Below are 26,537 nucleotides of genomic sequence, written 5' to 3'. Positions count from 1 at the left end.
ATTTGGAGGTCTTATATATGAAAGAAAAAATTATTATTGTAGGTGCTGGACCTTGTGGTTTATCTACAGCACTTTACTTGAAAGAAGCGGGCTATGATCCATTAATTATTGACCGAGGAAATATTGTCCATACAATATATCGTTTTCCAACACATCAAACTTTTTTTAGTACGAGTGAAAAATTAGAAATTGGAAATATGCCTTTCGTATCCCCAAACTCAAAGCCGGTACGTATGGAGGCTTTAAGTTATTATAGAGAAGTAGTGAAAAGAAATAACTTACGTATTCATCCATATGAAGAAGTGATCGATGTCCAAAAAGAATCAACTCGCATTAGCGTAACAACGTTGAAAAACGGTCATCAACACGTATATGAAGCATCATTCGTCGTTATGGCAACAGGATATTATGATCAACCTCAATGGATGGGCATTAAAGGAGAACATTTAGAAAAGGTTTCCCATTATTTTAAAGAGGCTCATCCATATTTCGGAACAGATGTGGCGGTCATTGGTGGGAAAAACTCTGCAGTGGATGCTGCATTAGAATTGTATCATGCTGGAGCAAACGTCACAGTATTTTACCGTGGAAAAGATTACTCTTCAAGTATAAAACCGTGGATTTTACCGGAATTTGATTCGCTCGTTCAAAAAGGTGAAATTCAAATGCATTTTAACGTTAATGTTTTGGAAATAAAAGAAACGACTATGATATATGAGCTGGACGGAAAACAATATTCTATCCCGAATGATTTTATATTTGCGATGACAGGCTATAAACCAAACATATCGTTTTTAGAAAAGTGTCATATACAAATTGATAAAGAAACTGGTAGACCAATCAAAAATGATGCAACTTTTGAAACGAACATAGAAAATATATATGTCGCAGGTGTTATAATATCTGGATATAATGGAAACGAAACATTTATAGAGAATGGTCGATTTCATGGTGGGAAAATTGCGGCGGCTATCATTGAAAAGTGTAAAAAATAAATAAAAGAATGTATAAAAAGGGTCATTTAACAAAATATACAAGTAGCACATTTATTTGGAGGAGTAAAATGAAAAAACGCTACTATATATTATGTTGGATTGTATCCTTTTTTTTCATGTTTATGTTTGCCCCATTGAAATCTGAAGCCTTTACAGACCAAGTAATTCGTCAAGGGGCTGTTGGCGAAGATGTCATCGAATTACAAGCGAGATTAAAGCATATTGGCTTTTATTCGAAGGAAATTGATGGAGTATTTGGGTGGAGTACATATTGGGCATTACGTAATTTTCAATATGAGTTCGGTATGGAGATTGACGGTATGGCTGGAAGTGCAACGAAAGAAAAGCTAGTAAGAGCAACAAAGTATGACCGGGAACAAACAAAAAAAGAAATGTATCAAACGACAAATCAAGCTACACCAAACAAACAAACACAAAACGAAACAGAAGTCACACCAACTGCCACAAATGTACCACATGGATTTTCGCAAAACGATATTAAACTAATGGCGAATGCAGTATATGGAGAGGCTAGGGGAGAACCTTATGAGGGACAAGTGGCAGTCGCTTCAGTTATTATTAATCGCGTAAAACACGAAAACTTTCCTAATACGATTTCAGGAGTTATTTTTGAACCACGCGCTTTTACAGCAGTAGCAGATGGACAAATATGGTTAACGCCGAATGATACAGCAGAACGTGCTGTATTAGATGCGATGAATGGTTGGGATCCAACTGGAGACGCCATATACTATTTTAATCCTGATACTGCAACATCGCCATGGATTTGGACACGTCCACAAATTAAAAAAATTGGGAAACATATTTTTTGTGAATAGGAAGGGGACAAGACAATGATACGAAATATAGTAATTGGTGTCCTCGCAATTGGTGTAATTGGATTATCGGTATTTGCTTATAATTCAAATAAGGAAAAGGAAAATTTTCTTACTTCTGTTGAAAATAATTATCAACGAGCATTCCATGAATTGACGTACCATATGGACCTTCTTCACGATCATATCGGGACATCTTTAGCAATGAATTCCAAAGATAGTCTTTCGCCACAGTTCGTTGAAATTTGGAAGGTAACATCAGAGGCAAAAGGAAATGTAAGTCAACTTCCATTAGACCTTGTACCAGTTCATGACACGGAACAATTTCTACACGATGTAGGTAATTTCACGTATGAAACATCTATCCGTGATTTAGATGATGAACCTTTAAATAAAGAAGAAATACAAACATTGGAAGATTTATATGAACAATCTGCAGAAGTGAAAGATAACTTACGAAAAATGCAACATGTCACACTAAATGATGGGTTAAAATGGGTAGAGATCGATCAATTATTAGCAGATGGTTCCGAGGAAGAACATGAAATTATCGACGGTTTTAAAGCGGTAGATGGACATATAACTAAATTTAGTGAGCAAAATAATCCTTTATTACAAACTGCGAAAAATGAGGACAATAAATATGGTCTTTTAAAAGAGAAAAAAGAATCAGAGGAATCTATCGAAAAAAAGGTACGCCATTTATTTTCAATTGAAGAAGATCAACCATTAACAGTAACGAAAAGTGAACAAGATGCACCAATACAAACATATTCTTTTACGAGTGAATTGGATGATCTTTATATGTATGTGGAGATGACAGAAAATGGTGGATATCCACTATCATTATTAATTGATAGGGATGTAAATGAGGCGACTGTTTCTTTATATGATGGGCAAATAAAAGCGGAAAAATTCTTGGAGGATTTTGATTTTGAAACAATGGATTTATATGAAACACAACAGTTTCAAAATATTGGATTATATAAGTTTGTTCACGTACAGAACGATGTGCGAATTTTTCCTGATACGGTATCTGTAAAAGTTGCATTAGATGATGGTGAAATTATCGGGCTACAAGCATATGATTATGTAAGAAATCATCATAATCGAAACATAGAAAAACCAAAACTTTCGAAAAAAGAGGCAGAAAAGGAAATACATGAAAACATTCAAATTGAAGAAGATAATCTTGCTATAGTGGAAAATGACCGAGGGGATGAAATTTTGGCATATGAATTTATAGGAACGATGAATAATGAAACATATCGAGTATTTATCAATGCGGAATCAGGTGCTGAAGAAAAAATAGAAAAATTAAGTAATAAAGAAATGAATTTTGATATGATGGGATGATTGTATTCGTGTAATTAAATTGCATATACATTTAAACTTGGCATTTGCCAAGTTTTTTTTATACAATAGTACTAGTTGAAATAAGTAGGGGGAACAATGATGGAACAACAGAAATTAAATATTGCAATCGATGGGCCGGCAGCAGCTGGAAAAAGTACCGTAGCAAAACAGCTAGCGGAAGCTTTATCGATTATTTATATTGATACAGGAGCAATGTACCGTGCATTAACATATGTTGCTTTAAAAAATAATGTATCTTTAACAGATGAAAAAGCATTAATGGATATATTACATGACACGAGTATTACATTACAACAATCGCCAAATGGTCAGTTAGTTTTTGTCGATGGAAAAGATGTTACGATGACGATTAGGGAAGAAAATGTCACGAATCATGTGTCACTTGTTGCAACACATCGTCTCGTTCGTGAGGAAATGGTAGAACGACAAAGACAATTAGCGGCAAATCAAAATGTTGTCATGGATGGTAGAGATATCGGTACGCATGTACTGCCAGATGCAGAAGTGAAAATATTTTTAATTGCCTCTGTAGAAGAAAGGGCAGAACGTCGCCATCAAGAAAATATTGCAAAAGGATTTTCGTCTAATTTAAAACAATTAAAACAGGAAATACAAGAACGAGATGAGCTAGATATGAATCGTGAAGTATCTCCTTTAATAAAAGCAAATAATGCAATTGAAATTGATACGACATCCTTATCTATCGAACAAGTGGTCGAGAAAATTTTAGCAATTGATACTGTTCAAACATTTAAAAATGCCGTTTCAAATGAATAATTTTTCCTTTTTATTTAGATGGTCATTGACGATAAAATAGCTTTTCATACATAACTGTAAGAAAACAGACAAAATTATGAAGGGAAATAAGACTTGTACAAATGTATACGTAAGCAAGTCTTGTTTCCCTTATATTGCACAATTTATAGAAAAATGGTTATCAATTCTTACTAAAAGGGTAGAAGATGAAGAAGGATTTATTTTCCTTTTCATAAGACATGGAAAAACATGCATCTTTATAGTTACATACTTTTTATAAAAACGTAAAAAAGTGTAAATATTTCAAATATTATAGTAAGATATTATAAAGTAATGCGTTTTCATGTTATACTATAAGAAATGAAACTGAGGATATGTTATATTTAGTCATAACATAAGAAGGAACATATTTAGCAAGATACATATACCATTCAAAATAACTTGAATGTGCTTCGTGGCTAATATACGTCTCAGGTTCATCAACCGAACCAATAGTTTTTAATTTGTGGACTTAGGAGTGAGTAACTGATGGAAGAAATGAACAATGATTTACAAGTAGGTAATACGGTAAAAGGTACAGTCGTTAAAATCGAAGAAAAACATGTATTAGTAGATATCGGTTTTAAATCTGAAGGAATTGTTCCAATCAGCGAGTTATCTAATCTTCATGTTGAATCTCCTGGCGATGTTGTTAAAGAAGGAGACGAATTAACTTTACAAATTAAAAAGGTCGATGATGAAGAAGTCGTACTTTCCAAAAGATTAGTTGACGCCGAGATTGCTTGGGAAGATCTTCAATCAAAATTAGAATCTGGCGAGGTATTTGAAACGGAAGTAAAAGAAATAGTAAAAGGTGGTCTCGTTGTTGATGTAGGTTTACGAGGATTTATACCAGCATCATTAGTGGAGACTTATTTTGTAGAAGATTTTGCTGATTATTTAAATAAATCATTACGCGTAAAAGTAGTCGACCTTGATAAAGAACAAAATCGAGTGATTTTGTCACACCGTGCTGTAGTGGAATCAGAAGAGTCTGAACAAAAACAAAATTTATTACAGTCTATTGGGGTAGGTCAAGTTTTAGATGGAACAGTTCAAAGAATTACCGACTTCGGAGCATTTGTCGATATCGGTGGAGTAGATGGATTGGTACATATTTCAGAACTTGCACATACACATGTTGATAAAGTAACAGATGTCATCAATGAAGGTGATGAGATAAAAGTAGAAGTACTTTCTGTTGATCCTGAAAATGAACGAATTTCTTTATCGTATAAAAATACGTTACCTGGTCCATGGTCAGGTGTTGGAACGCGAATTAATGAAGGCGATACCGTAGAGGGAACAGTAAAACGTCTCGTTACTTTCGGAGCATTTATCGAAATTGAAGATGGTGTAGAAGGACTTGTACACATTTCACAAATCGCAAATCGCCATATTGGTACACCAGATGAAGTGTTAGAAGTAGGGCAAGTGGTGAAAGCGAAAGTACTTGGAGTTAGCGAGCAAGAAGAACGAATTTCATTAAGTATGAAGGAATTAGAAGTACAACAAGAAAAAAGTGATTATGAACAATATGAAAAAGATGAAGATTCGTCTAGTTTCCAATTAGGGGATATCATTGGACAACAATTAGATGATTACAAGAACGAGTAATGTATAAAAACGTTAGTATTTTAGATGTGTTCACACTGGGACACCTGAAATCTAACGTTTTTCCTCGTTTACGACATGTTTAATTTGCCAATACTAAAATAAAAAGCGGTGATGACAATAGAAACACCATTTTTATTTTATTGGTCTTTTTGGTTTTTATATTTTATTCTATTTGCGTATACAAAATTTCCTAATAAAAACGTTTATTTAGGAGTACTTTTATTATTTTTGAGTGTTCGAACATTTTCGTTTTCGGTCCAGCAAGTAACAATCAATATGTCTGAAATAGTGTTTGTCTTCTTTGTTTTATTCCTTTTTATGAAAGAGAAATTTCAAAAGGGCGATTATTATTATACTTTTATGATAGGGATTTTTTATACTTCCTTGCAACTATTTGCCTTGCTTAATCCAATATTGTTCACCTATGTTTCTTTCATGACGCTTCCTATATACATGGCATTATTTGCACTTCTCATACCTGGAACATTTCGAAGGAAAATATATATTACGTGGATTGGTACATTTTTTGGTAAAACATTTTATGAAACAATATTAGTAGTGTATCAATTGCACAATGAGTATGGGATGTATAAACAATATATGATGATACAATTAACTATTATTTTTTTATTAGGGTTTCGTTTTATTAAAAAGGTTTGCTGTCACTCCTTTTCGTACATAATGAATCGATAATATGTACATAGAAATTGTGATAATGGCTTGTATTTGCTAAAATGGATAAAGATTTATGATAATTAGAAAATAGAAAGGAATGTACTTCCTTATGAGAAAAGCAACAGTAGCAATTGTCGGACGACCGAATGTAGGAAAATCAACCATATTTAATAGATTAGTTGGAGAAAGAGTATCGATTGTTGAGGATGTACCTGGAGTTACACGAGACAGAATTTATGCAGAAGTTGAATGGTTATCTACGTCTTTTAATTTAATTGATACAGGTGGAATCGAAATATCGGATGAACCAATGTTACAAAAAATTAAAAACCAAGCTGAAATAGCGATCGATGAAGCTGATGTTATTATTTTTATCGTGAATGGTCGTGACGGTATTACAGCACAAGATGAAGAAGTAGCAAAAATTCTATATAAATCAAATAAACCAACTGTTTTAGCTGTAAATAAAGTTGATAATGTTGAAATGCGCGAATTGCTTTATGAATTTTATGCATTAGGTTTTGGAGAACCATTCCCTATTTCTGGAACACATGGTTTAGGACTTGGTGATTTACTTGATGAAGTTGTGCATCATTTTCCGGAAATAGAAGAAATAGAGAAAGATGAAGATACGATTTACTTTAGTTTAATTGGACGACCAAATGTTGGAAAGTCTTCTTTAGTAAATGCTATCTTAAATGAAGACCGAGTCATTGTCAGTGATATGGAAGGGACAACCCGTGATGCAATCGATACATTCATTCATAAAGATGATCAAGATTTTGTCATAATCGATACGGCAGGGATTCGTAAAAAAGGGAAAGTGTACGAATCGACAGAAAAATATAGTGTTCTGCGTGCATTACGAGCAATTGAACGCTCAGATGTTGTTTTAGTAGTATTAGATGCCGACACTGGTATCCGGGAACAAGATAAAACTATTGCGGGTTATGCCCATGATGCTGGGAAAGGGATTGTTATCGTTGTAAACAAATGGGATACGGTGGAAACATCCGAGACTGCAATGAAAGAATTTGAATTAACGGTTCGTGAACAATTCCCGTTTTTAGATTATGCACCAATCATCTTTTTATCGGCAAAAACAAAAAAAAGGTTACAAAGATTAACACCCATTGTAAAATTAGTAAGTGAAAGTCATTCTAAACGGGTTCCAACAAATGTATTGAATGATATTATAATGGATGCAATGGCAATGAATCCGACGCCAACAGTGAAAGGGAATCGATTAAAGGTGTTATATGTTACCCAAGTTGGTGTAAAACCACCAACATTTGTTTTATTTGTGAATGATCCAGAAATTGTTCACTTTTCATTTAAACGTTTTATTGAGAATAGAATTCGTGAAGCATTTGGTTTTACAGGTACACCAATTCATATTATTGCACGAAGAAGAGCGTGAGAGGGGATTATGATGAAGAAAATAGCAGTATTAGGTGCAGGCAGTTGGGGTACTGCACTAAGTATCGTTTTAGCAGATAATGGTCATGATGTCCGTTTATGGTCGCATCGAAGAGATCAAGTAGAAGAGATAAACGAAAAACACGGCAATGAACGATATTTGCCAAATATAACATTGCCAAAAAACTTAATAGGATATGAACATATAGAAGAAGCGGTACAAGATGCAGATATTGTTTTGTTTGTTGTACCTACAAGTGCGATTCGAGAAGTTTGTGCAAAAATAAAAGATATTGTTTCCGTTCAAACTGTGTTCGTACATGCTTCGAAAGGAATTGAACCAAATTCGTTAAAAAGAATTTCTGAAATTATTGAAGAAGAATTGCCGATATGTAAGCAAGAAAACATCGTTATTTTATCTGGACCATCCCACGCGGAAGAGGTTGCACTGCGTCAGCCAACTACTGTAACCGTTGCTTCTAAAAATGATTCACATGCAAAATTAGTGCAACATGTGTTTATCAACGAAGTGTTTCGAGTCTATACGAGTGATGATGTTGTTGGTGTAGAGTTGGGGGGCGCCTTAAAAAATATTATTGCATTAGGTGCAGGATTATCTGACGGTTTAGGCTTCGGTGACAATGCTAAGGCAGCATTAATTACTCGAGGTTTGGCTGAGATTACTCGACTTGGTACTTCGATGGGGGCAAACCCATTAACATTCTTAGGGTTATGTGGTGTCGGTGACTTAATTGTTACATCAACGAGTGTACATAGTCGTAATTGGCGTGCAGGTAATTTATTAGGTAAAGGAAAAACAGTGGATGAAGTATTATCCCATATGGGAATGGTAGTCGAAGGAATTCGTACGACAAAGGCAGCATATCAGTTAAGTGTAGAACAAGACGTTGAAATGCCGATAACCAATGGATTGTATAGTATTCTATTTGAAGATGAAGATCCAAAAGAAGTAGTGGAGCAATTAATGCGTAGAGAACGTAAAAAAGAATTAGATCAATAACAAATTATCCCTTTTTACATATACTAACGTTGACAGTAAGGAGGGATTTTTAATGGATGATGCACTTAAAAATATGATGGAATATATGGAGAGAAACAGTCAAATATCAATGGATGAAATATTTCAAGTCGCAAATAGTTTGCAACATGCATCCTTACAAGATGAGGAGGCTATTCGAACAATTGTCCGTCAATTGTCACATTTAACAGGGCATACTGTATCGAAGGATGTAGAAAACCAAATTGTGCAAGCGATCTTAAATGGAGACGCACCGACAACGACAGATCATTTGCAGCGATATTTTTCGAAATAGGTCATTAGATAGGCAAATAAATATACATGTAAATGAAAGACGACATAGTATATACTATTACGAGCATGCATGTGTATGAGATGCTGAGGGGTTGTTTAGTCAGAAGGCTAAGGATGGTTTATGAAATCATTCTTAGCCAATCTTAAATAGGTGGAACAAGTATATCCTACTTGAAATATGTTATAATGATGAAGGAATTTATGAATGGTAGGAGTGACAAAATGTCTGCAGCAGAAATTAATGAAATTATTTCATTTATAGGCATCGGTTTATTAATTTTGGCAATTGCACTTATAACGTTAGCAAGAAAAAAATTAAAAGGTATTTTTAGTTTTATCTTTTCATTCATTGCCTATATATGTTTATTTGTTGGTGGATTAATTGTACTATATATTGTTATTAGTGGACCGACAATGTAAGAAAAAAAGGGGTAATATTTGTGAAAAAAATGTATCGTTTATTAACTGCCTGTATGGTAGTGATGATGTTAACTGGCTGTTTATATCCTCAAAGTGAATTAGCAAAAAATCAAGTACCGAATGAGGCACAACTTGAAATGGTGCAATCAGCAGTGGAACAATATAAAGAAGACAATAATGGAATTGTACCAATTAAAACGAAAGAAAATGATGTTTCTTTATATGAAAAATATGTAGTAGATTTTACTAAGTTAAGAGAAGAACAATATTTAGCAGAAATTCCGGGTACAGCTTATGAAAATGGTGGAGTCTATCAGTATGTACTTATTGATCCGGAAGATGCTGTTGCGGTAAAGTTAATTGACCTGCGTTTAACGGACAAGCTTAGAGAAGTAAATTTAAAATTAAATGAATACCGAGTGAAAAATACATATCCACCATTTGGAGAACAAATTGAAAAAGGAGTATTCCGATTAAATTATGAAAAGTTAGGTTATAAAAGTGAGCCATATGTCGTAAGTCCATATTCTTCAGAAAATTTACCGTTTATCATCGATGCTGATGGCGAGTTATTTATCGATTACCGTCTTGATTTAGCGAAAATGTTAGAAGAATATGAGCATGATTTTAAAGAAGGCGATGATATTCGTCCAATTTTAACAGATAATGCACCATTTGTTCCAACTTACTCGTTACCTTACACACTTGAAGGAAATGAACCGAAGTTTTTAGTTAAATAAAACATCGAGTAAAATGTCCTCTATCATACGATGTATGAAACATCTTTAAAGCGTTTTTTTTCGTTTTAAAGGTGTTTTTTTGAATTGAGGTAATTTTCATTCCGATTACAACATACGTATGTAATAGCATGTTATATTGTGTGAATCGTATGGGAGGGAATATATGTGAATAAAGTAGAGTTATTTAAAGATATTTCAAAACGGACAGATGGAGATGTATATTTAGGTATCGTCGGCGCTGTTAGAACTGGTAAATCATCCTTTATTAAAAAATTCATGGAATTAGTTGTCTTACCTAATATTGCTGATGAAAACGAAAAAATGCGTGCACTTGACGAAATACCACAAAGTGCTGCAGGAAGAACTGTTATGACTACAGAACCGAAATTTGTACCAAATCAAGCAGTTTCATTAAACTTAGAAGAGGGTTTACCAGTTCATGTCCGAATGGTTGATTGTGTCGGCTATCCAGTTGATGGTGCGAAAGGTTTTGAAGATGAAAATGGACCACGAATGATACATACACCATGGTATGATGAATCAATACCATTTTATGATGCGGCTGAAATCGGGACAAGAAAGGTTATTCAAGATCATTCTACAATAGGAGTTGTCGTAACAACGGATGGTTCTTTTGGTGAAATGGGTCGTGACAGTTATGTAGAGGCGGAAGAAAAAGTAATAGAAGAATTAAAAGATGTAGGAAAACCTTTCATCGTTGTCATTAACTCTGCCACCCCGACAATGCCTGAAACAGAGGCGTTACGGCAAGAATTAATGGAATATTATGATGTTCCAGTCATTAATGTAAATGTTGAAACGATGACAGAAAAGGATATATATAATATTTTAAGAGAAGCATTGTTAGAATTCCCTGTGTTAGAAGTAAATATTAATTTACCTAGTTGGGTGACCGTATTAGACGAGGAACATTGGTTAAAAGAAACATATGAAGGTTTAATGGAGTCAACCGTGCAAAATATAAAACGTTTAAGAGATGTTGATCAAATTGTACAACAATTGACAACCCATGAATATATTGAACATGCACAAATAGTTCATATGGAAATGGGAGAAGGAATAGCCGAAATCAATATGGAAGCACCACCACATCTATATGATACAATATTACAAGAAATTGTAGGAGAAGAGATCACTGGAAAGGATCATCTATTAGCGTTAATGCAGAGTTTAACATTTGCTAAAAAAGAATATGACCAAGTTGCATCCGCCCTTCAAATGGTAAAACAAACAGGTTATGGTATTGCAGCACCAGCGATAGAAGATATGTCACTAGATGAACCAGAGATCATTAAACAGGGTCCAAGATATGGAGTGCGTTTAAATGCTGTTGCACCGTCTATTCATATGGTTAAAGTCGATATTGCTTCAGAATTTTCTCCAATTATAGGGACGGAAAAACAGAGTGAAGAATTAGTGAAGTATATTATGCAAGATTATGAAGATGATCCTTTATCCGTATGGGACTCAGATATATTTGGTCGATCATTAAGTACCATTGTGCAAGATGGTATGCAAGCAAAAATTGCCTTAATGCCGGAAAATGCTCGATATAAATTAAAAGATACGCTAGAAAAAATAATAAATGAGGGTTCAGGTGGGTTGATTGCGATTATTTTATGACATTTGACCGTAGGAAATAGTAAGGAAATGGTGAGAAAAGTCACTATTTTCTTACTATTTTTGTTTGAATTGGCAATTTTTGCCCCAAACAAATGCCTGAAAATAAAAAAAATAATAAATTACAGATTTTATGTTGAATTTTATGAGAAAGTCGGTTAGTATAGCTTTACATCAATATTTTCATCCAAAGTGTAAAGTTGATGTATTAAACATTTCAAATAATTTGTAGTAGACAAATTATAATTTCGTTGAGGAGGTGAATATCATGAACAAAACAGATTTAGTTAATGCAGTAGCTGAAAAAAGCGAACTTTCTAAAAAGGACGCTGCAAAAGCTGTGGACGCAGTTTTTGAATCAGTCATGGATTCACTAAGCAAAGGTGAAAAAGTACAAATCATCGGTTTTGGTAACTTCGAAGTACGTGAGCGTTCAGCACGTAAAGGTCGTAACCCACAAACAGGTGAGGAAATTGAAATTCCTGCGAGTAAGGTTCCAGCATTTAAAGCAGGTAAAGCTCTTAAAGATGCTGTTAAAAACTAATACATAGAGCTTTAAAAAGATGTGTAGTTTAACTACACATCTTTTTTTATTTCATATATAAAATTGACCTCTCTTCCTTTATTGACTTGTTTACTTTTATTTAATATACAATGTTGTTATAATATGAGAAGTAGTTTTAGTAAAATATCATTTATTATATGTTATTTTATTGTGCTATACTATGAGTAATGAGGAATAGAAGGGCATAGGTGGTTTACGTGCGCACTTTAAGTTCGAAAGTTAATGAAATTGAAACAATGATATATAATAAAACAGAACATCCATACGTGGAGAGATTTATTCAAAAGCCCTTTATCGATTCAGATAAATTATTTGTGTTACATCACTTATATGAAAAATCTTCTGTAAAGGACGACCTAAAACAACCATATATGGTATCGATTATGCTTGTGCAAATGGCATTAGATACACATGAAACCATTCCATCAGAATTTGCAGCTCCTATGCAGGAAACAACAAAACAGATTACTGTTTTAGCAGGAGACTTTTACAGTGGTCTATATTATTACTTATTAGCAGATTTAGAAGATATCGCAATGATTCGAACGTTAGCACATGCGATTGAACAAATTAACGAAGCAAAAATGAAGTTATATAAAAATGATTGTGTCTCATTTGATTCATTCGTTCAAACGATTGAAAAAATAGAGACTTTCTTATTGGAAGCAGTCGTCCATGAAACAAGAATGGATACGGACACGTTTTCGATTATTAAACAATTTTTAACATTAAGTCGTTTAATGTCAGAAAATGAAAAATGGATGAATGGCCAAGTTTCTTATATAGAACGGTTTGCACAACAATATTTGTCCGATCGGCAAATGGAGCAATACGTTAAAGAGAAAACGAACAATTTGAAAGAAAAGTTTGTTGAGCAATTGCGACAACCATTTGTAGACATAGAATTGCGAAATTATATGTGTGAAAAATTAAACGTTACGATAGATACAACGGCTGTGGAAGAAGGGTAATAGATGACTGGACAAACAAAAGAAGAACGAGTACATGGTGTATTTGAAAAAATTTCGGAGCAATATGATACGATGAATTCGATTATTTCTTTCAAACGTCATATCGCTTGGAGAAAAAATGTCATGAAAAAAATGGACGTAGAAAAAGGCGCCAAAACATTGGATATATGCACTGGTACAGGAGACTGGGCATTATCACTTGCTGAAGCAGTAGGTCCTAACGGAGAAGTGATAGGACTTGATTTTAGCGAAAATATGCTAAAGGTTGCACAAGAGAAGAAGGAAAATGCGCATGTTGAGCATGTAACATTTATGCAAGGAAATGCAATGGAACTTCCATTTGCTGATAATTCCTTCGACTATGTTACGATAGGGTTTGGCTTGCGTAATGTTCCAGATTACAATCAAGTCATTCAAGAAATGTATCGTGTCGTGAAACCTGGTGGGAAGGTTGTTTGTTTAGAAACATCCCAACCAACTTTAATTGGCTATCGACAATTATATTTATTGTATTTTCGTTTTATTATGCCACTGTTCGGTAAAATATTTGCGAAAAGTTATGAAGAGTATTCATGGCTCCAAGAATCAGCAAGAGATTTTCCAGATAAACAAACATTGAAAGAAATGTTTCACCGAGTAGGATTTCCGGAAGTATATGTGAAAGGGTATTCGGGTGGTGTCGCTGCAATGCATATGGCGATTAAACGATGAAAAGCTACGAATTGATTTTTATAATAAAAAGGTGAAATGTAATGAAACTTGCAAATATTTATGGCTTTTTAAGAAAAGACCTACAAGAAATCGAAAATGAATTAGCGAATACAATTGATGCAGAGCACCCTTTATTGAAGGAGGCTTCTATTCAACTGTTACGTGCGGGCGGGAAAAGAATCCGTCCAGTTTTTGTTTTATTAGCGGGCCATTTCGGTCAATTTAAAGAACATGAACTACATATTAAAAAAGTAGCAATCGCCTTAGAATTAATTCATATGGCAACACTTGTGCATGATGATGTTGTAGATGAAGCAGATCTACGACGTGGAAAACCAACTGTAAAACAATTATATGGAGACAGAGCGGCAATGTATACAGGAGATTATATGTTAGCGAAGTCACTCACATTAATTACAGAAGTGGAAAATCCATCATTACATAAAACATTATCCAAAACATTAGTGAAAGTTGTAGAAGGTGAAATTGCTCAAATCGAAGATAAGTATAATGTGGAACAAGATTTACGCAATTATTTACGACGAATTAAACGAAAAACAGCTTTACTTATTGCAACAAGTTGTAAATTAGGTGCAATTGCAAGTGGAGCTACAAAAAAGGAAGCTAATTTATTGTATCGATATGGGTATAATGTAGGGATGTCCTTCCAAATAATTGATGACATATTAGATTTTACAGCTTCGGAAAAAGAACTTGGAAAACCGACAGGCAGCGATCTAATTCAAGGAAACGTTACTTTGCCAATTTTATATGCAATGGAAAATGAACGTTTTTATTCCCGATTATCTTCTTTGTTTGATGAACCGAATAAAGTAAATGAATCAAATATTAATGTTATTTTAGAAGAATTAAAAGAGACCGATGCGATTGATCGTTCCTACCATTTAAGTAATTTATATTTACAAAAGGCTTTACACTGTTTAGACAGTTTACCGATGAACAGAGCTCGGAAAACTTTGGAAACAATTGCTAAGCTTATTGGAAAGAGAAGATTTTAACTTTTATCTTTAATTGTATTTAACGCCATAATTTGATAAAATTTTATCGAATTATGTTATTTACACATAAGAGGAGAAATTAATTTTACGAAAAGAGGAGAAATTACAATGGAAAAAACTTTTATCATGGTTAAACCTGACGGGGTACAAAGAGGATTAGTAGGAGAGATTGTAAACCGTTTTGAACAAAAAGGATTTAAATTAGTAAGTGCAAAATTAATGCAAGTTTCAAACGAATTAGCTGAAGAGCATTATGGCGAGCACAAAGAGCGTCCTTTCTTTGGTGAATTAGTAGACTTTATTACTTCTGGACCAGTTTTTGCAATGGTTTGGGAAGGGGAGGAAGTTATTAAAACTTCACGTAACATGATTGGTGCAACGAACCCACAAGAAGCTACTCCAGGTTCAATTCGTGGAGATTATGCATTAACAGTTGGAAAAAATATTATTCACGGTTCTGACTCACCTGAAAGTGCAGAGCGTGAAATTAATTTATGGTTTAACGAAAACGAAATTTCATCGTATACAAAGCAAGATCAAGATTGGATCTATTAATAAACTATGTGGCCTCTGTATTTTACGGAGGCTTTCTACTATTTACATTTGAAAGAGGACAAATAAGTGGCAGATTATGAACAGTTTATAGCAAAAGTTTATGATAAAACAGGAATCGATTTACAGTTGTATAAGGAACAACAAATGCGTAGAAGATTAACATCATTAAGAAATAAGCGTGGATATACAACATTTTCTCAATATTTTGATGCAATGGTCAAAAATGAAACATTAATGGAAGAATTTATGGATCGAATGACGATTAATGTGACAGAGTTTTATCGTAATCCAAGACGTTGGAATGTTTTACAGGAAAAAGTTATTCCGAAATTAACAGAAGGAAAACGTCAAATGAAAATATGGAGTGCTGCTTGTTCGACTGGAGAAGAACCGTACAGTTTAGCAATCATGTTAAAAGAATATTTTCCTCAATTACGTGTAACGATATTGGCAACTGATTTAGATGATGAAGCATTAAAACGCGCAAAAGAGGCGAAATATGCTGCAGTAGCGTTAAAAGAATTACCAAATGAATTAATAAAGAAATATTTTACATATAAAAATAATGTGTATGAATTAAATCATGACATAAAGTCCATGGTCACATTTAAAAAACATAATTTATTGCATGATACATATCCGGCAAATAATGATTTAATCGTCTGTCGAAATGTCGTGATATACTTTACAGATGAAGCGAAAGCACAAGTGTATAAAAATTTTAGTGAAGCGCTTGTTTCCAATGGTGTGCTGTTCGTTGGAAGTACAGAACAGATTTTTCAACCGAGTACATATGGTTTTAAAATATATGATACATTTTTTTATGAAAAACGATCTTCATTTACGACATAGGCATTCATTGTCTATATGTTCAAAAGTTTAAAAATTCAATCTATTTAGAGGTGGTAGAAGTGAGATATTTAACAGCTGGGGAATCACATGGGAAACAATTAACAACAATTATAGAAGGGATACCTGCACGTATGCCTTTATTAAAAAGTGATATTAATGCTTCTTTATTACGCCGTCAAAAAGGACATGGTCGTGGTAGACGGATGCAAATTGAAAAAGATTTAGTAGAAATTACGAGTGGTGTACGTCACGGATATACATTAGGATCGCCAATCTCATTAACTGTAACAAATGATGATTATAAAGCTTGGGTAAGTATTATGGGAGAAGATCCTATTGATGAAGATGAAAAAGTCCGTCGAGTCGTCACACGTCCAAGACCAGGACATGCAGATTTAAATGGTGCATTAAAATATGGCCATCGTGATATGCGTAATGTATTAGAACGTTCATCTGCTCGTGAAACGACTATGCGTGTTGCGGCAGGTGCGATTGCTAAAACAATGCTTCGTCATTTAGGCATTGAAGTTGTCGGATATGTAAAAGAAATCGCAGGAATTAAAGCTAAGGAAGTGGAAGGGCTTGATGCAAAAGAACGTTTTGAGATTTCGGATGCATCGCCAGTTCGTGTATTAGATAAAAATGTTGAACAAGAAATGATGGATTGTATTGATCAAGCAAAAGCTGATGGTGATTCCATAGGTGGTGTTTGTGAAGTGTATATTGAAGGAATGCCAGCTGGTGTTGGATCGTATGTACATTATGACCGAAAATTAGATGCGAAATTAGCTAGTGCAGTAATGAGTATTAACGCATTTAAAGGGGCCGAAATCGGAATTGGATTTGAGGCTGCACGTAAAAACGGAAGTGAAGTACATGATGAGATCCTATGGGATGAAACACGCGGATATTACAGGCGAACGAATAATTTAGGTGGATTTGAAGGTGGTATGACAAATGGAATGCCTATCGTCGTAAAAGGTGTGATGAAACCAATACCGACTCTTTATAAGCCATTACAAAGTGTTGATATTGATACGAAAGAGCCATTTAATGCAAGTATTGAACGTTCTGATTCATGTGCTGTTCCAGCAGCATCTGTTGTGATGGAACATGTTGTAGCATTTGAACTAGCTAAAGCAATTACAGAACAATTCCCAAGTGATAAATTCGACACATTAAAGAGAGCAATTGATGAATACCGTGAAGAAATAAGAGGGTTTTAATGATGAAAGAACTACATGTTCAAACGAGTACACATCCGTATACTATTCATATAGGTGAAAAAATTCGTTTCCGCTTGAAAGACTATCTAGTGGAAACTTATTCATCTATTTTTATCATTACAGATGATACGATTGCTCCATTATATTTACAAGATGTGATGGATAACTTACAACATGAATCAATCCATTATGACATCATACCTAGTGGAGAGGCATCCAAAAATATTGAAACGTATTATCGTCTACAAACAAAACTAATGGAAGCCCAATTGGATCGCAAATCATTGATCATCGCATTAGGTGGTGGTGTCATCGGTGATATAGCAGGATTTGTCGCTGCGACATTTATGCGTGGTATTGACTATGTTCAAGTACCGACAACCATTTTATCCCATGACAGTAGTGTCGGTGGGAAAGTGGCGATTAATCATGAATTAGGAAAAAACATGATTGGTTGTTTTTATCCGCCTAAAGCTGTTATATACGATATTACGACATTACATACATTACCAGCACATGAAGTACGTTCAGGTTATGCAGAATTGATCAAAGAGGCATATATTTATGATGAGGCTTTTTTACAAGAACTATTCACGTGTAATTTACAGAATATTAATAACTTGCCGTTAATTGATCATTTGTATCAAGGTATAGCAATAAAAGCAAACATTGTTGAACAAGATGAAAAAGAATCAAACATTCGTATGTTTTTAAATTTTGGGCATACGTTAGCACATGCCATCGAAGCTTCATTAGGTTATGGAAAAATTACACATGGAGAAGCAGTGGCAATTGGGATGTTATTTGCACTTTATATAAGTGAGAAAAAATATCAAACACCCCTACAATTACGAACATATTATGATTGGTTAAAACGGAATGGTTACCAGACAACATTGCCAGCTATACCGATTGATCAAATCATTCAGTTAATGAAACTAGATAAAAAAGCACAGTTTGGAACGATTCAAATGGTTTTATTAGAAAAAATAGGAAAGCCATTGATTGTACCAATGACAGAAAATGAAATAGCAGACTATCTTCGTTCATTCAAAGAGGAGTGGAATATATCATGACGAGAGGGTTTCGAGGTGCAACGACAGTTACTGAAAATAAAGCAAATGAAATTTTACATGAAACAGCAAAACTAGTAAAAGAAATGGTACGTGTCAATGAAATTCGACCAGATGATATATCACACGTATTTTTTTCTGTAACGGATGATTTAAATGCTAGTTTCCCAGCGAAAGCAGCTAGGGAGCTAGAAGGATGGACACATGTACCGGTTATGTGTATGCGAGAAATTGACGTTCCTAATAGCTTACCGAAATGTATTCGAGTCATGTTAGTGGCGGCAACGACGTTAAAACAACATGAAGTGACACATATATTTCTAAATGATGCGATAAAGTTACGACCAGATTTGATAGAAGGTGAACAATAATGACAGTTGGTAAATTAGTATTACAACATATGCAACCATATAAACAAGGAATGCAGATTGATGAAGTGAAACGTTTATATGGTTTGAATGAAATTGTGAAATTAGCCTCGAACGAAAACCCGTTCGGCTTTTCGGATAAAGTAAGAGAAGCATTCGAAACATACTCATTTGAAATGGAAATGTATCCAGATGGATATGCCTATGATTTACGTAAAAAACTAGCTGGGAATTTACAGGTACAAGATGATCAACTAGTTTTTGGTAGTGGTTCTGATGAACTTATCGCCATTATTTGCCGTACATTTTTACATGAAGGAACAAATACTGTAATGGCGTCACCTACTTTTCCGCAATATCGACATAGTGCCTTAATTGAAGGGGCGGAAGTGAGGGAAGTGCCAACTGTAAATGGCCGTCATCAGCTTGATCAAATGTTACAACAAATAGATGAAAATACAAAAGTTGTATGGTTATGTACACCAGATAATCCTTCAGGAGAGTTGATAGAAGAAAATGACTTCCTCTCATTCATACAAAAATGCCCATCAGAAACAGTTGTCGTCTTGGATGAAGCGTATTATGAGTTCGTGGATCAAGATAAACGTTATAATTTATTAAAAAATCTTGCATCTTTTCCAAACTTAATCGTATTAAGAACTTTTTCAAAAGCATATGGATTAGCGAATTTGCGACTTGGTTATGCTATTGCGAGTGAGCGCATCGCTAATTTATTAAATGTGGTACGTAGTCCGTTTAATACGACGTCTTTATCCCAGTATTTAGCGACAGTTGCTTTAGACGATAACGACTTTGTGCGAGAAACAAAAAAATTAAATGACGAAATAAAAGCATCGTTTCAAACATTTTTAGATGATATTGGCTGGACCTATAATGAGTCACATACGAACTTTTTATTAGTACACACGCCAGTAAATGGAAATGAAATGGCGCAATATTTATTAGAACATGGATATATTGTTCGTTCTGGTGCACTTTTAGGTTATCCAAACACAGTACGAATAACGATTGGTACGAAAGAACAAATGGATGGCCTACAAAGTGTCATACGTAAATTTCAAACACAGCAAAAGTAATGAGGTATACAGATGAAGAAAATTTTAGTAGCAGGTTTAGGATTGATTGGTGGTTCGATTGCAAAGGCATTGAATGAAGTAGAAGGTCGTTATGTAATCGGATATGACGTAAATGAAGCGTCTTTACAATATGCGAAAGAAACAGGGATGATATCGGAATCAGAGACAGATTTTGAAACGGCATGTAAAAAAGCAGAGATTATCATTCTTGCGGCACCTATTTCAGCAACAATTCAATTAATGGAAAAAATTGCCCATATATCATTCGATCATCCTGTAATTGTCACTGACGTTAGTTCTGTAAAAGGTTCTATTTTACAAACATCGGATAGATTAGTGAATGATCAAGTAACTTTTATTGGTGGACATCCAATGGCAGGCTCACATAAAACTGGCGTGGAAGCGGCAAAAGAACATTTATTTGAAAATGCAATTTATGTATTAACCCCGCCGACTGATTGTGCAAAACAAAAAGTAGATACGTTAAAAGAAGTATTAGCTCCTACGAAATGTAATTTTATTATATTAGAACCAAATGAACATGATGAAATGACGAGTGTTATTTCTCACTTCCCTCATTTAATTGCATCTTCATTAGTGCATCAAGCGAGGAAATGGGAGCAAGTACATGAGTATTTACCCGAACTTGCAGCAGGTGGATTCCGTGATATTACGAGAATTGCATCAAGTAATCCAAAAATGTGGCAAGATATTTTCCAACATAATGGACAAAAAATGTCTAAATTATTACAGGATTGGATCAATGAAATGGTGACCTTAAAAGAATTTCTTGATAAAAATAGTTCAGATGAGATGATTCAATATTTGGATCAGGCAAAACAATATCGGGATGGACTTGGAGAGAAAAAGACGCGAGGTGCTTTACCGTCATTTTACGATATGTATGTAGACGTTAAAGATGAACCGGGATCTATTGCAAAAGTAGTACAGTTATTAGCGAACGCCTCGATTAGTTTAAAAAATATCCGTATATTAGAAATACGCGATAATGTGAACGGTGCATTACGTTTAAGTGTGACAACAGAAAAAGATCGCCAACGTGCTGTTACATTATTAAAAGAAAATGATTATGAAGTTACAGTGGAATAGTAGAAAGGGGCACTATATATGGGGAATATACAATTAAAACGTGTAACGGCTCCATTACAAGGAGAAGTATATATTCCAGGAGATAAATCGATTTCCCATCGTGCAATCATGTTTGCTTCTTTGGCAGAAGGTAAAACAGAAATAACTAATTTTTTAGATGGCGAAGATTGTTTGCATACGATTGATATTTTCAAAAAGTTTGGTGTGCAAATTGAACAGACTGGAACAAATGTAATTGTACAAAGCAAAGGTGTCCACAATTTTGAAGAGCCAAAAGTTCCGTTATATTTTGGTAACTCTGGAACGACAGCAAGATTGCTATTAGGTTTGTTTAGTGGGATTCCATATTTTACGACTATGCATGGGGATCAGTATTTAACTGTTCGCCCAATGGACCGTGTCGTAAACCCTTTAACAAAAATGGGGGCAAAAATAGAGGGTCGTCAAAATGGGAAATATTTGCCAATTGCCGTTCGTGGAAAACAATTGCAAGGAATGACATATGAAGCTCCAGTGAAAAGTGCACAAGTAAAGTCGGCCATATTATTAGCTGGATTATTTGCACAAGGCAATACGACCGTTATTGAATTAGCAAAAACTAGAGACCATACCGAAAATATGTTAAGAGCATTTGGAGCAAACATCAAAACAGAGGGTTTATCGGTAACGATAGAACCGGTAGATACGTTAACACCTGTAAATGTTACTGTACCTGGAGATATTTCTTCAGCAGCATTTTTAATGGTTGCAGGAGCCATCGTGCCGAATAGTAGTATTACTTTAAAAAATGTTGGATTAAATGAAACGAGAACAGGTATAATCGATGTGATGCAAAAAATGAATGCTAAGATGACGATTACGAATCAAAGAGAAATTAGTGGGGAATGGTTAGGGGATATCACTGTGTCATACAGCACGTTAAAGTCGATGACGATAGATGGTTCCTATATGGCAAGATTAATTGATGAGATTCCTATTATTGCTTTATTGGCAACACAAGCAGAAGGTACGACAGTTATAAAAGATGCAGAAGAACTGCGTGTAAAAGAAACAGACCGAATTAAAGCTGTTGTAGATGTATTATCTACATTAGGAGCAAACATAGAAGAAACAGAAGATGGTATGATTATTCATGGTAAAACAGCGTTAAGGGGAGGAAATATTTCAAGTTATTATGACCATCGAATTGCGATGATGGGAGCGATAGCAGCATTAATCGCTAATAGTGAAGTATGGATAGATGATACGGACTCGATAAACATTTCTTACCCAGCGTTTTTTGAGCATTTAAATTTATTGTGTAAACAATAGTGTTTAGAAGGTTAGACAGTTTCAAATGGAATGTAAAATACATTTTCTTTGCTATAATTATGAAAGAATAGTTATGATACAAAGGAAACTTTTACAAAACAATGAAACGATGTCTAACCTTTTTTCTTTAGACAAGTTTTTTAGGAGGAAATATGTTGGAAAAACTGGAGGAAATTGTTCAACTTTTTGAAATTGGCCAAGTAGAGGAAGCGTTACAATTATTACAAGATTTTATGAAACATGCAACAGATGAACAGATGTTTACAATTAGTGAAATATACAGCCAATTCGGTTTTTTTGAAGAAGCAATCAATGTATTGGAATTGTTGTTGAAAAAATATCCAAACGAAGGACAAATTTTAGCTGGGCTTGCCCATATGTATATTGAATTAGAAGAAGACGATAAGGCGATCCAATTAATCAATGACATAGATCAAGATGATCCCTTTTATGGACAATCATTGTTACATTTAGCAGATTTATATCAAGCACAAGGATTGTTTGAAGTAGCCGAGCAAAAATTATTAGAAGCGAAAGAAATATATCCAGATGAATTTATTATTGATTTTGCATTAGGCGAATTATTATTCTCTATCGGTCAAACATCACGCGCCTTACCATTTTATGAAAGAGTATTAAAAGAAACGGATCAAGTAAATGAAGTATTGATTGAAGAACGAATAGCAGAATCTTATGCATTGATTGGAAAATACGAAGATGCATTAGCGTACTATAGTCACATTAACTCGAAAAATCCTAATACATTATTCAAATATGGAATGACAGCTTTTCAACAAAAACAATTCCGTTTAGCCATCCGTGTTTGGGAAGAATTATTAGAGGTTGATCCGTATTACCATACAGTATATCGGGAATTAGCAACTGCTTGGAAAGAAGAGGGAATGGTACAAGAAGCATATGATACAGTAAAAAAAGGGTTAATGTATGATGCGTTCGATAAATCATTATATTTATTAGCAGGTCAACTAGCGGTACAATTAAAAAATAATAAACAGGCAATACAATATTTAGAAGAAGCAATCGCATTAGACCCAGATTACAAGGAAGCTATTATTGCATTAATTTCCTTATATAAACTAGAAGGCGAATTTGAGCAAATCATCGCATTTATGACAGCTAATGAGTTAGATGTAAGTGATGAACCTATTTACCATTGGGAATTAGCTAGAACATATAATGAGCTTGAAATGTATGATAAGGCGGTTCGATATTATGAGATGGCAAATGAATTTTTACAACATGATGTGGACTTTTTAAAAGAATTCGGCTATTTTATGATGGAAGAAGGACAGACAGACATCGCTTTGGATGCATTGGAAAAGTATATTTATAAAGAACCATCAGATGAAGAAGTATTATCACATATTGAACGGTTAAAATTTTCATCTTTTGATTAAAATATGATACGATGAGTTTGTAAAATGAACTTTGAAAGGATTGTTCTTACAGATGAATTATCCGGTTACGATTCAGTTGAAAAAACAATTTTTATTATGGTTTCAAGAAATGTATACGATAGATCATTACGATTATGATTGGTTTTTTGAAGAATTAATAGGAGATGAACAAGCATTATTCCATTTATACTTTGTGGATGATATTGAATATTGTCCTAAGGGTGTCATCGTTGATGTTGTAGATGGAGAGCAAATGAATTTTCGCTTTTTTAAGGATCATGTTACGACAACAGATGTGTATACTGCATATCACGAATTACAGTTGTATCGCCATGATTCCTTTTATATGAAAGTTAATTTTCATGATGGCCACCGACCAAAACTATACGATAAAGTCATTGAAAATGAATTGAGTTATGATTGTAATATAAAAGAAACTTCCGATGATCTATTACAATACTTATTAGAAGAAGGTAAAGACAAGTTTATTAAAGATGAGATAGATATTGCATTAGAACAACGTAATATGGAACGTTTTAAACAACTTACAAATTGGTTACAAATGAAAAACAATTAGGAAAGAAGGAGAACGATGAAGTGGTTTAGTGAAGACATGCCAAAATATGTTCAAGCAAAAGAATATATTGATACAGCGATTGTACCACTACAACAGTTTCATTTAACGGATGAAGCAAACTTGGAAAAAGATGCCTTCCAACGTGAAGTTTTATCGATATATGCAAATGAAATTGAAAAAGAATTAAGTGGTCGTATTTTATTAACTCCAACTTATCATTACTTAAAAGTTGAAAATATGAATATGGAAAATGAAGTGGAAAGATTGAATGAGTGGATTACACATTTACAATCTCAACCATTTAAACATATTTTTGTCATGACATTTGATAATGGATGGAAAAAGAACGAGCGAAACTTAGCTGGAGAATTGTTATGGCTTCCGGGAATTAAAAAAGGAAATATCCATTCCGAAGAGACAATTCAAGTCATTAAGAGTCAAGTGGAACAAATAAGTGAGTTAATTCGCTCATATTGGTAAAACAATATGAAATATGCGAAATAATTCGTGACAAATTGTATAATTTATTGACCAAGGGAATAGTTTGAGATATTATAGAAATGTCCTAGTAATAAATTTATATAATTTTGTCCGTGATTAAGCAATAAGAGGGGGGAAAACCATGAGCGACAAAAAACAACAAGTGTCTCGTAGACAATTCCTTAACTATTCTTTAACAGGATTAGGGGGATTTATGGCTGCAGGTATGCTTGTACCGATGTTACGATTTGCAGTAGATCCTGTATTACAAAAATCAGCTTCTGATGGTGGTTTAGCAAGTGTTATTTCAGTAGATGATATTACAGATACACCACAGCGTGTTGACTGGAACGTTGACCAAGTTGATGGATGGTATGAATCAGAAGTAAACCGTACAGCTTGGGTCTTCAAAGATGATAATGGAGATATTCAAGCATTTTCCCCGGTATGTAAACATTTAGGATGTTTCGTTTCTTGGGAAGGTAGTGACAAATATCAGAATGAGTTCTTCTGTCCTTGTCACGATGGACGCTACAATAAAGACGGTACAAACATTCCAGGTACACCGCCTTTAGCACCATTAGACGTATATGAACAAGAAGTAAAAGATGGAATGTTGTATCTTGGTGAAGCAAAACCTAGAGAATAAGGAAGGAGGCATATTAAAAGATGATCCAAAAACTTTATGATTGGATTGACGATCGAATTGATGTTACTCCTATTTGGCGCGATATTGCTGACCACGAAGTACCTGAGCACGTTAACCCGGCTTATCACTTCTCAGCATTCGTATATTGCTTTGGAGGATTAACATTTTTCGTCGTAGTAATCCAAGTACTTTCAGGAATGTTCTTAACAATGTATTATGTTCCTGATATTGAAAATGCATGGAAATCTGTTTACTATTTACAAAGTCAAGTAGCTCATGGACAAATAGTACGTGGAATGCACCACTGGGGAGCTAGTGTTACTATAGTTATGCTTTTATTACATACTATGCGTGTGTTCTTCCAAGGAGCATACAAGAAACCTCGTGAACTAAACTGGATGGTTGGGGTATTAATTTTCTTCGTTATGTTAGGACTTGGATTTACAGGTTATTTATTACCATGGGATAACAAAGCATACTTTGCGACTCAAGTTGGTCTTGAGATGGCAGAACAAGTTCCATTTATTGGAGTATATTTAAAAACATTATTATCTGGACACCCAACAATTGTAGGTGCACAGACATTAACACGTTTCTTTGCGATTCACGTGTTCTTCTTACCAGCTGCATTATTTGGATTATTAGCAGTTCACTTTATTTTAATCCGTAGACAAGGTATTGCTGGACCACTATAAAAAGGAGGGGTA

29 protein-coding genes are annotated in these 26,537 nt (G+C 34.2%); all 29 read left to right on the top strand.

Features of this window, described 5'->3' with window-relative positions; translation table 11 throughout:
• Positions 1-17: 17 nt before the first annotated feature.
• The 29 genes from SPD45_RS00540 to qcrB all read left to right on the top strand — a co-directional run bounded on the left by SPD45_RS00540 (position 18) and on the right by qcrB (position 26,525).
• The gene (locus SPD45_RS00540; protein ID WP_336265626.1) at positions 18-995 is read left to right on the top strand and encodes a YpdA family putative bacillithiol disulfide reductase; all 978 of its coding nucleotides are present in this window, start codon (positions 18-20) and stop codon (positions 993-995) included.
• Positions 996-1,111: 116 nt separating this feature from the next.
• A complete protein-coding gene (sleB, locus tag SPD45_RS00535) occupies positions 1,112-1,834 on the top strand; it encodes a spore cortex-lytic enzyme (RefSeq protein ID WP_336266051.1) in 723 nt (240 codons plus the stop codon).
• Between the two features lie 15 nt (positions 1,835-1,849).
• The gene (gene ypeB, locus SPD45_RS00530; RefSeq protein ID WP_336265625.1) at positions 1,850-3,187 is read left to right on the top strand and encodes a germination protein YpeB; all 1,338 of its coding nucleotides are present in this window, start codon (positions 1,850-1,852) and stop codon (positions 3,185-3,187) included.
• Between the two features lie 99 nt (positions 3,188-3,286).
• A complete protein-coding gene (gene cmk, locus SPD45_RS00525; protein WP_336265624.1) occupies positions 3,287-3,985 on the top strand; it encodes a (d)CMP kinase in 699 nt (232 codons plus the stop codon).
• Positions 3,986-4,492: 507 nt separating this feature from the next.
• The gene (rpsA, locus tag SPD45_RS00520) at positions 4,493-5,620 is read left to right on the top strand and encodes a 30S ribosomal protein S1 (protein WP_336265623.1); all 1,128 of its coding nucleotides are present in this window, start codon (positions 4,493-4,495) and stop codon (positions 5,618-5,620) included.
• 111 nt (positions 5,621-5,731) lie between these two features.
• Positions 5,732-6,313, top strand: a complete 582-nt coding sequence (locus SPD45_RS14360; RefSeq protein ID WP_442961968.1) for a YphA family membrane protein — start codon at positions 5,732-5,734, stop codon at positions 6,311-6,313.
• 91 nt (positions 6,314-6,404) lie between these two features.
• Positions 6,405-7,715, top strand: a complete 1,311-nt coding sequence (der, locus tag SPD45_RS00515; protein WP_336265622.1) for a ribosome biogenesis GTPase Der — start codon at positions 6,405-6,407, stop codon at positions 7,713-7,715.
• Between the two features lie 12 nt (positions 7,716-7,727).
• The gene (locus tag SPD45_RS00510) at positions 7,728-8,735 is read left to right on the top strand and encodes an NAD(P)H-dependent glycerol-3-phosphate dehydrogenase (protein WP_336265621.1); all 1,008 of its coding nucleotides are present in this window, start codon (positions 7,728-7,730) and stop codon (positions 8,733-8,735) included.
• A 52-nt stretch (positions 8,736-8,787) separates the two neighbouring features.
• Positions 8,788-9,048, top strand: a complete 261-nt coding sequence (locus SPD45_RS00505; RefSeq protein WP_336265620.1) for a stage VI sporulation protein F — start codon at positions 8,788-8,790, stop codon at positions 9,046-9,048.
• A gap of 221 nt (positions 9,049-9,269) precedes the next feature.
• A complete protein-coding gene (locus SPD45_RS00500; RefSeq protein ID WP_336265619.1) occupies positions 9,270-9,467 on the top strand; it encodes a DUF2768 domain-containing protein in 198 nt (65 codons plus the stop codon).
• Positions 9,468-9,496: 29 nt separating this feature from the next.
• The gene (locus SPD45_RS00495; RefSeq protein ID WP_336266050.1) at positions 9,497-10,207 is read left to right on the top strand and encodes a hypothetical protein; all 711 of its coding nucleotides are present in this window, start codon (positions 9,497-9,499) and stop codon (positions 10,205-10,207) included.
• A gap of 165 nt (positions 10,208-10,372) precedes the next feature.
• On the top strand, positions 10,373-11,851 hold the full coding sequence (gene spoIVA / locus SPD45_RS00490) for a stage IV sporulation protein A (RefSeq protein WP_336265618.1): 1,479 nt from the start codon (positions 10,373-10,375) through the stop codon (positions 11,849-11,851).
• A 265-nt stretch (positions 11,852-12,116) separates the two neighbouring features.
• Positions 12,117-12,392, top strand: coding sequence for an HU family DNA-binding protein (locus SPD45_RS00485; RefSeq protein WP_336265617.1), 276 nt, complete (start codon positions 12,117-12,119; stop codon positions 12,390-12,392).
• A gap of 209 nt (positions 12,393-12,601) precedes the next feature.
• On the top strand, positions 12,602-13,384 hold the full coding sequence (locus SPD45_RS00480) for a heptaprenyl diphosphate synthase component 1 (RefSeq protein ID WP_336265616.1): 783 nt from the start codon (positions 12,602-12,604) through the stop codon (positions 13,382-13,384).
• A 3-nt stretch (positions 13,385-13,387) separates the two neighbouring features.
• Positions 13,388-14,095 carry a demethylmenaquinone methyltransferase gene (locus SPD45_RS00475; protein ID WP_336265615.1) on the top strand — a complete coding sequence of 236 codons (708 nt, stop codon included), beginning with the start codon at positions 13,388-13,390 and terminating at the stop codon, positions 14,093-14,095.
• Positions 14,096-14,136: 41 nt separating this feature from the next.
• Positions 14,137-15,114, top strand: coding sequence for a heptaprenyl diphosphate synthase component II (gene hepT / locus SPD45_RS00470; protein ID WP_336265614.1), 978 nt, complete (start codon positions 14,137-14,139; stop codon positions 15,112-15,114).
• 108 nt (positions 15,115-15,222) lie between these two features.
• The gene (ndk, locus tag SPD45_RS00465; protein WP_336265613.1) at positions 15,223-15,669 is read left to right on the top strand and encodes a nucleoside-diphosphate kinase; all 447 of its coding nucleotides are present in this window, start codon (positions 15,223-15,225) and stop codon (positions 15,667-15,669) included.
• A 66-nt stretch (positions 15,670-15,735) separates the two neighbouring features.
• Complete coding sequence (locus tag SPD45_RS00460) at positions 15,736-16,521, top strand: CheR family methyltransferase (RefSeq protein WP_336265612.1); 786 nt, start codon at positions 15,736-15,738, stop codon at positions 16,519-16,521.
• 59 nt (positions 16,522-16,580) lie between these two features.
• Complete coding sequence (aroC, locus tag SPD45_RS00455) at positions 16,581-17,747, top strand: chorismate synthase (RefSeq protein WP_336265611.1); 1,167 nt, start codon at positions 16,581-16,583, stop codon at positions 17,745-17,747.
• A 2-nt stretch (positions 17,748-17,749) separates the two neighbouring features.
• A complete protein-coding gene (gene aroB / locus SPD45_RS00450; RefSeq protein WP_336265610.1) occupies positions 17,750-18,823 on the top strand; it encodes a 3-dehydroquinate synthase in 1,074 nt (357 codons plus the stop codon).
• On the top strand, positions 18,820-19,191 hold the full coding sequence (gene aroH / locus SPD45_RS00445) for a chorismate mutase (RefSeq protein WP_336265609.1): 372 nt from the start codon (positions 18,820-18,822) through the stop codon (positions 19,189-19,191). Before aroB ends, aroH begins: the two co-directional genes overlap by 4 nt.
• Positions 19,191-20,285, top strand: a complete 1,095-nt coding sequence (gene hisC, locus SPD45_RS00440; RefSeq protein WP_336265608.1) for a histidinol-phosphate transaminase — start codon at positions 19,191-19,193, stop codon at positions 20,283-20,285. Before aroH ends, hisC begins: the two co-directional genes overlap by 1 nt.
• A gap of 12 nt (positions 20,286-20,297) precedes the next feature.
• The gene (locus tag SPD45_RS00435; RefSeq protein ID WP_336265607.1) at positions 20,298-21,395 is read left to right on the top strand and encodes a prephenate dehydrogenase; all 1,098 of its coding nucleotides are present in this window, start codon (positions 20,298-20,300) and stop codon (positions 21,393-21,395) included.
• An 18-nt stretch (positions 21,396-21,413) separates the two neighbouring features.
• Complete coding sequence (gene aroA, locus SPD45_RS00430) at positions 21,414-22,706, top strand: 3-phosphoshikimate 1-carboxyvinyltransferase (RefSeq protein WP_336265606.1); 1,293 nt, start codon at positions 21,414-21,416, stop codon at positions 22,704-22,706.
• 155 nt (positions 22,707-22,861) lie between these two features.
• The gene (locus SPD45_RS00425; RefSeq protein WP_336265605.1) at positions 22,862-24,124 is read left to right on the top strand and encodes a tetratricopeptide repeat protein; all 1,263 of its coding nucleotides are present in this window, start codon (positions 22,862-22,864) and stop codon (positions 24,122-24,124) included.
• Positions 24,125-24,176: 52 nt separating this feature from the next.
• A complete protein-coding gene (locus tag SPD45_RS00420; RefSeq protein ID WP_336265604.1) occupies positions 24,177-24,701 on the top strand; it encodes a YpiB family protein in 525 nt (174 codons plus the stop codon).
• 15 nt (positions 24,702-24,716) lie between these two features.
• Positions 24,717-25,181: a DUF2487 family protein gene (locus tag SPD45_RS00415; protein ID WP_336265603.1), complete on the top strand. Its 465-nt coding sequence runs from the start codon at positions 24,717-24,719 to the stop codon at positions 25,179-25,181.
• Between the two features lie 142 nt (positions 25,182-25,323).
• Entirely contained in the window at positions 25,324-25,830 is a 507-nt protein-coding gene (locus tag SPD45_RS00410; protein ID WP_336265602.1) for a QcrA and Rieske domain-containing protein, read from the top strand.
• A 20-nt stretch (positions 25,831-25,850) separates the two neighbouring features.
• Entirely contained in the window at positions 25,851-26,525 is a 675-nt protein-coding gene (qcrB, locus tag SPD45_RS00405; protein WP_336265601.1) for a menaquinol-cytochrome c reductase cytochrome b subunit, read from the top strand.
• The last annotated feature ends 12 nt before the right edge of the window (positions 26,526-26,537 follow it).

The sequence above is a fragment of the Pseudogracilibacillus sp. SO10305 genome, assembly GCF_037072005.1.
Lineage (GTDB): Bacteria > Bacillota > Bacilli > Bacillales > Amphibacillaceae > Pseudogracilibacillus > Pseudogracilibacillus intestinigallinarum.
The sequence above is the reverse complement of the archived record's forward strand: the minus strand, read 5'-3'. Positions and strand labels throughout refer to the sequence as shown.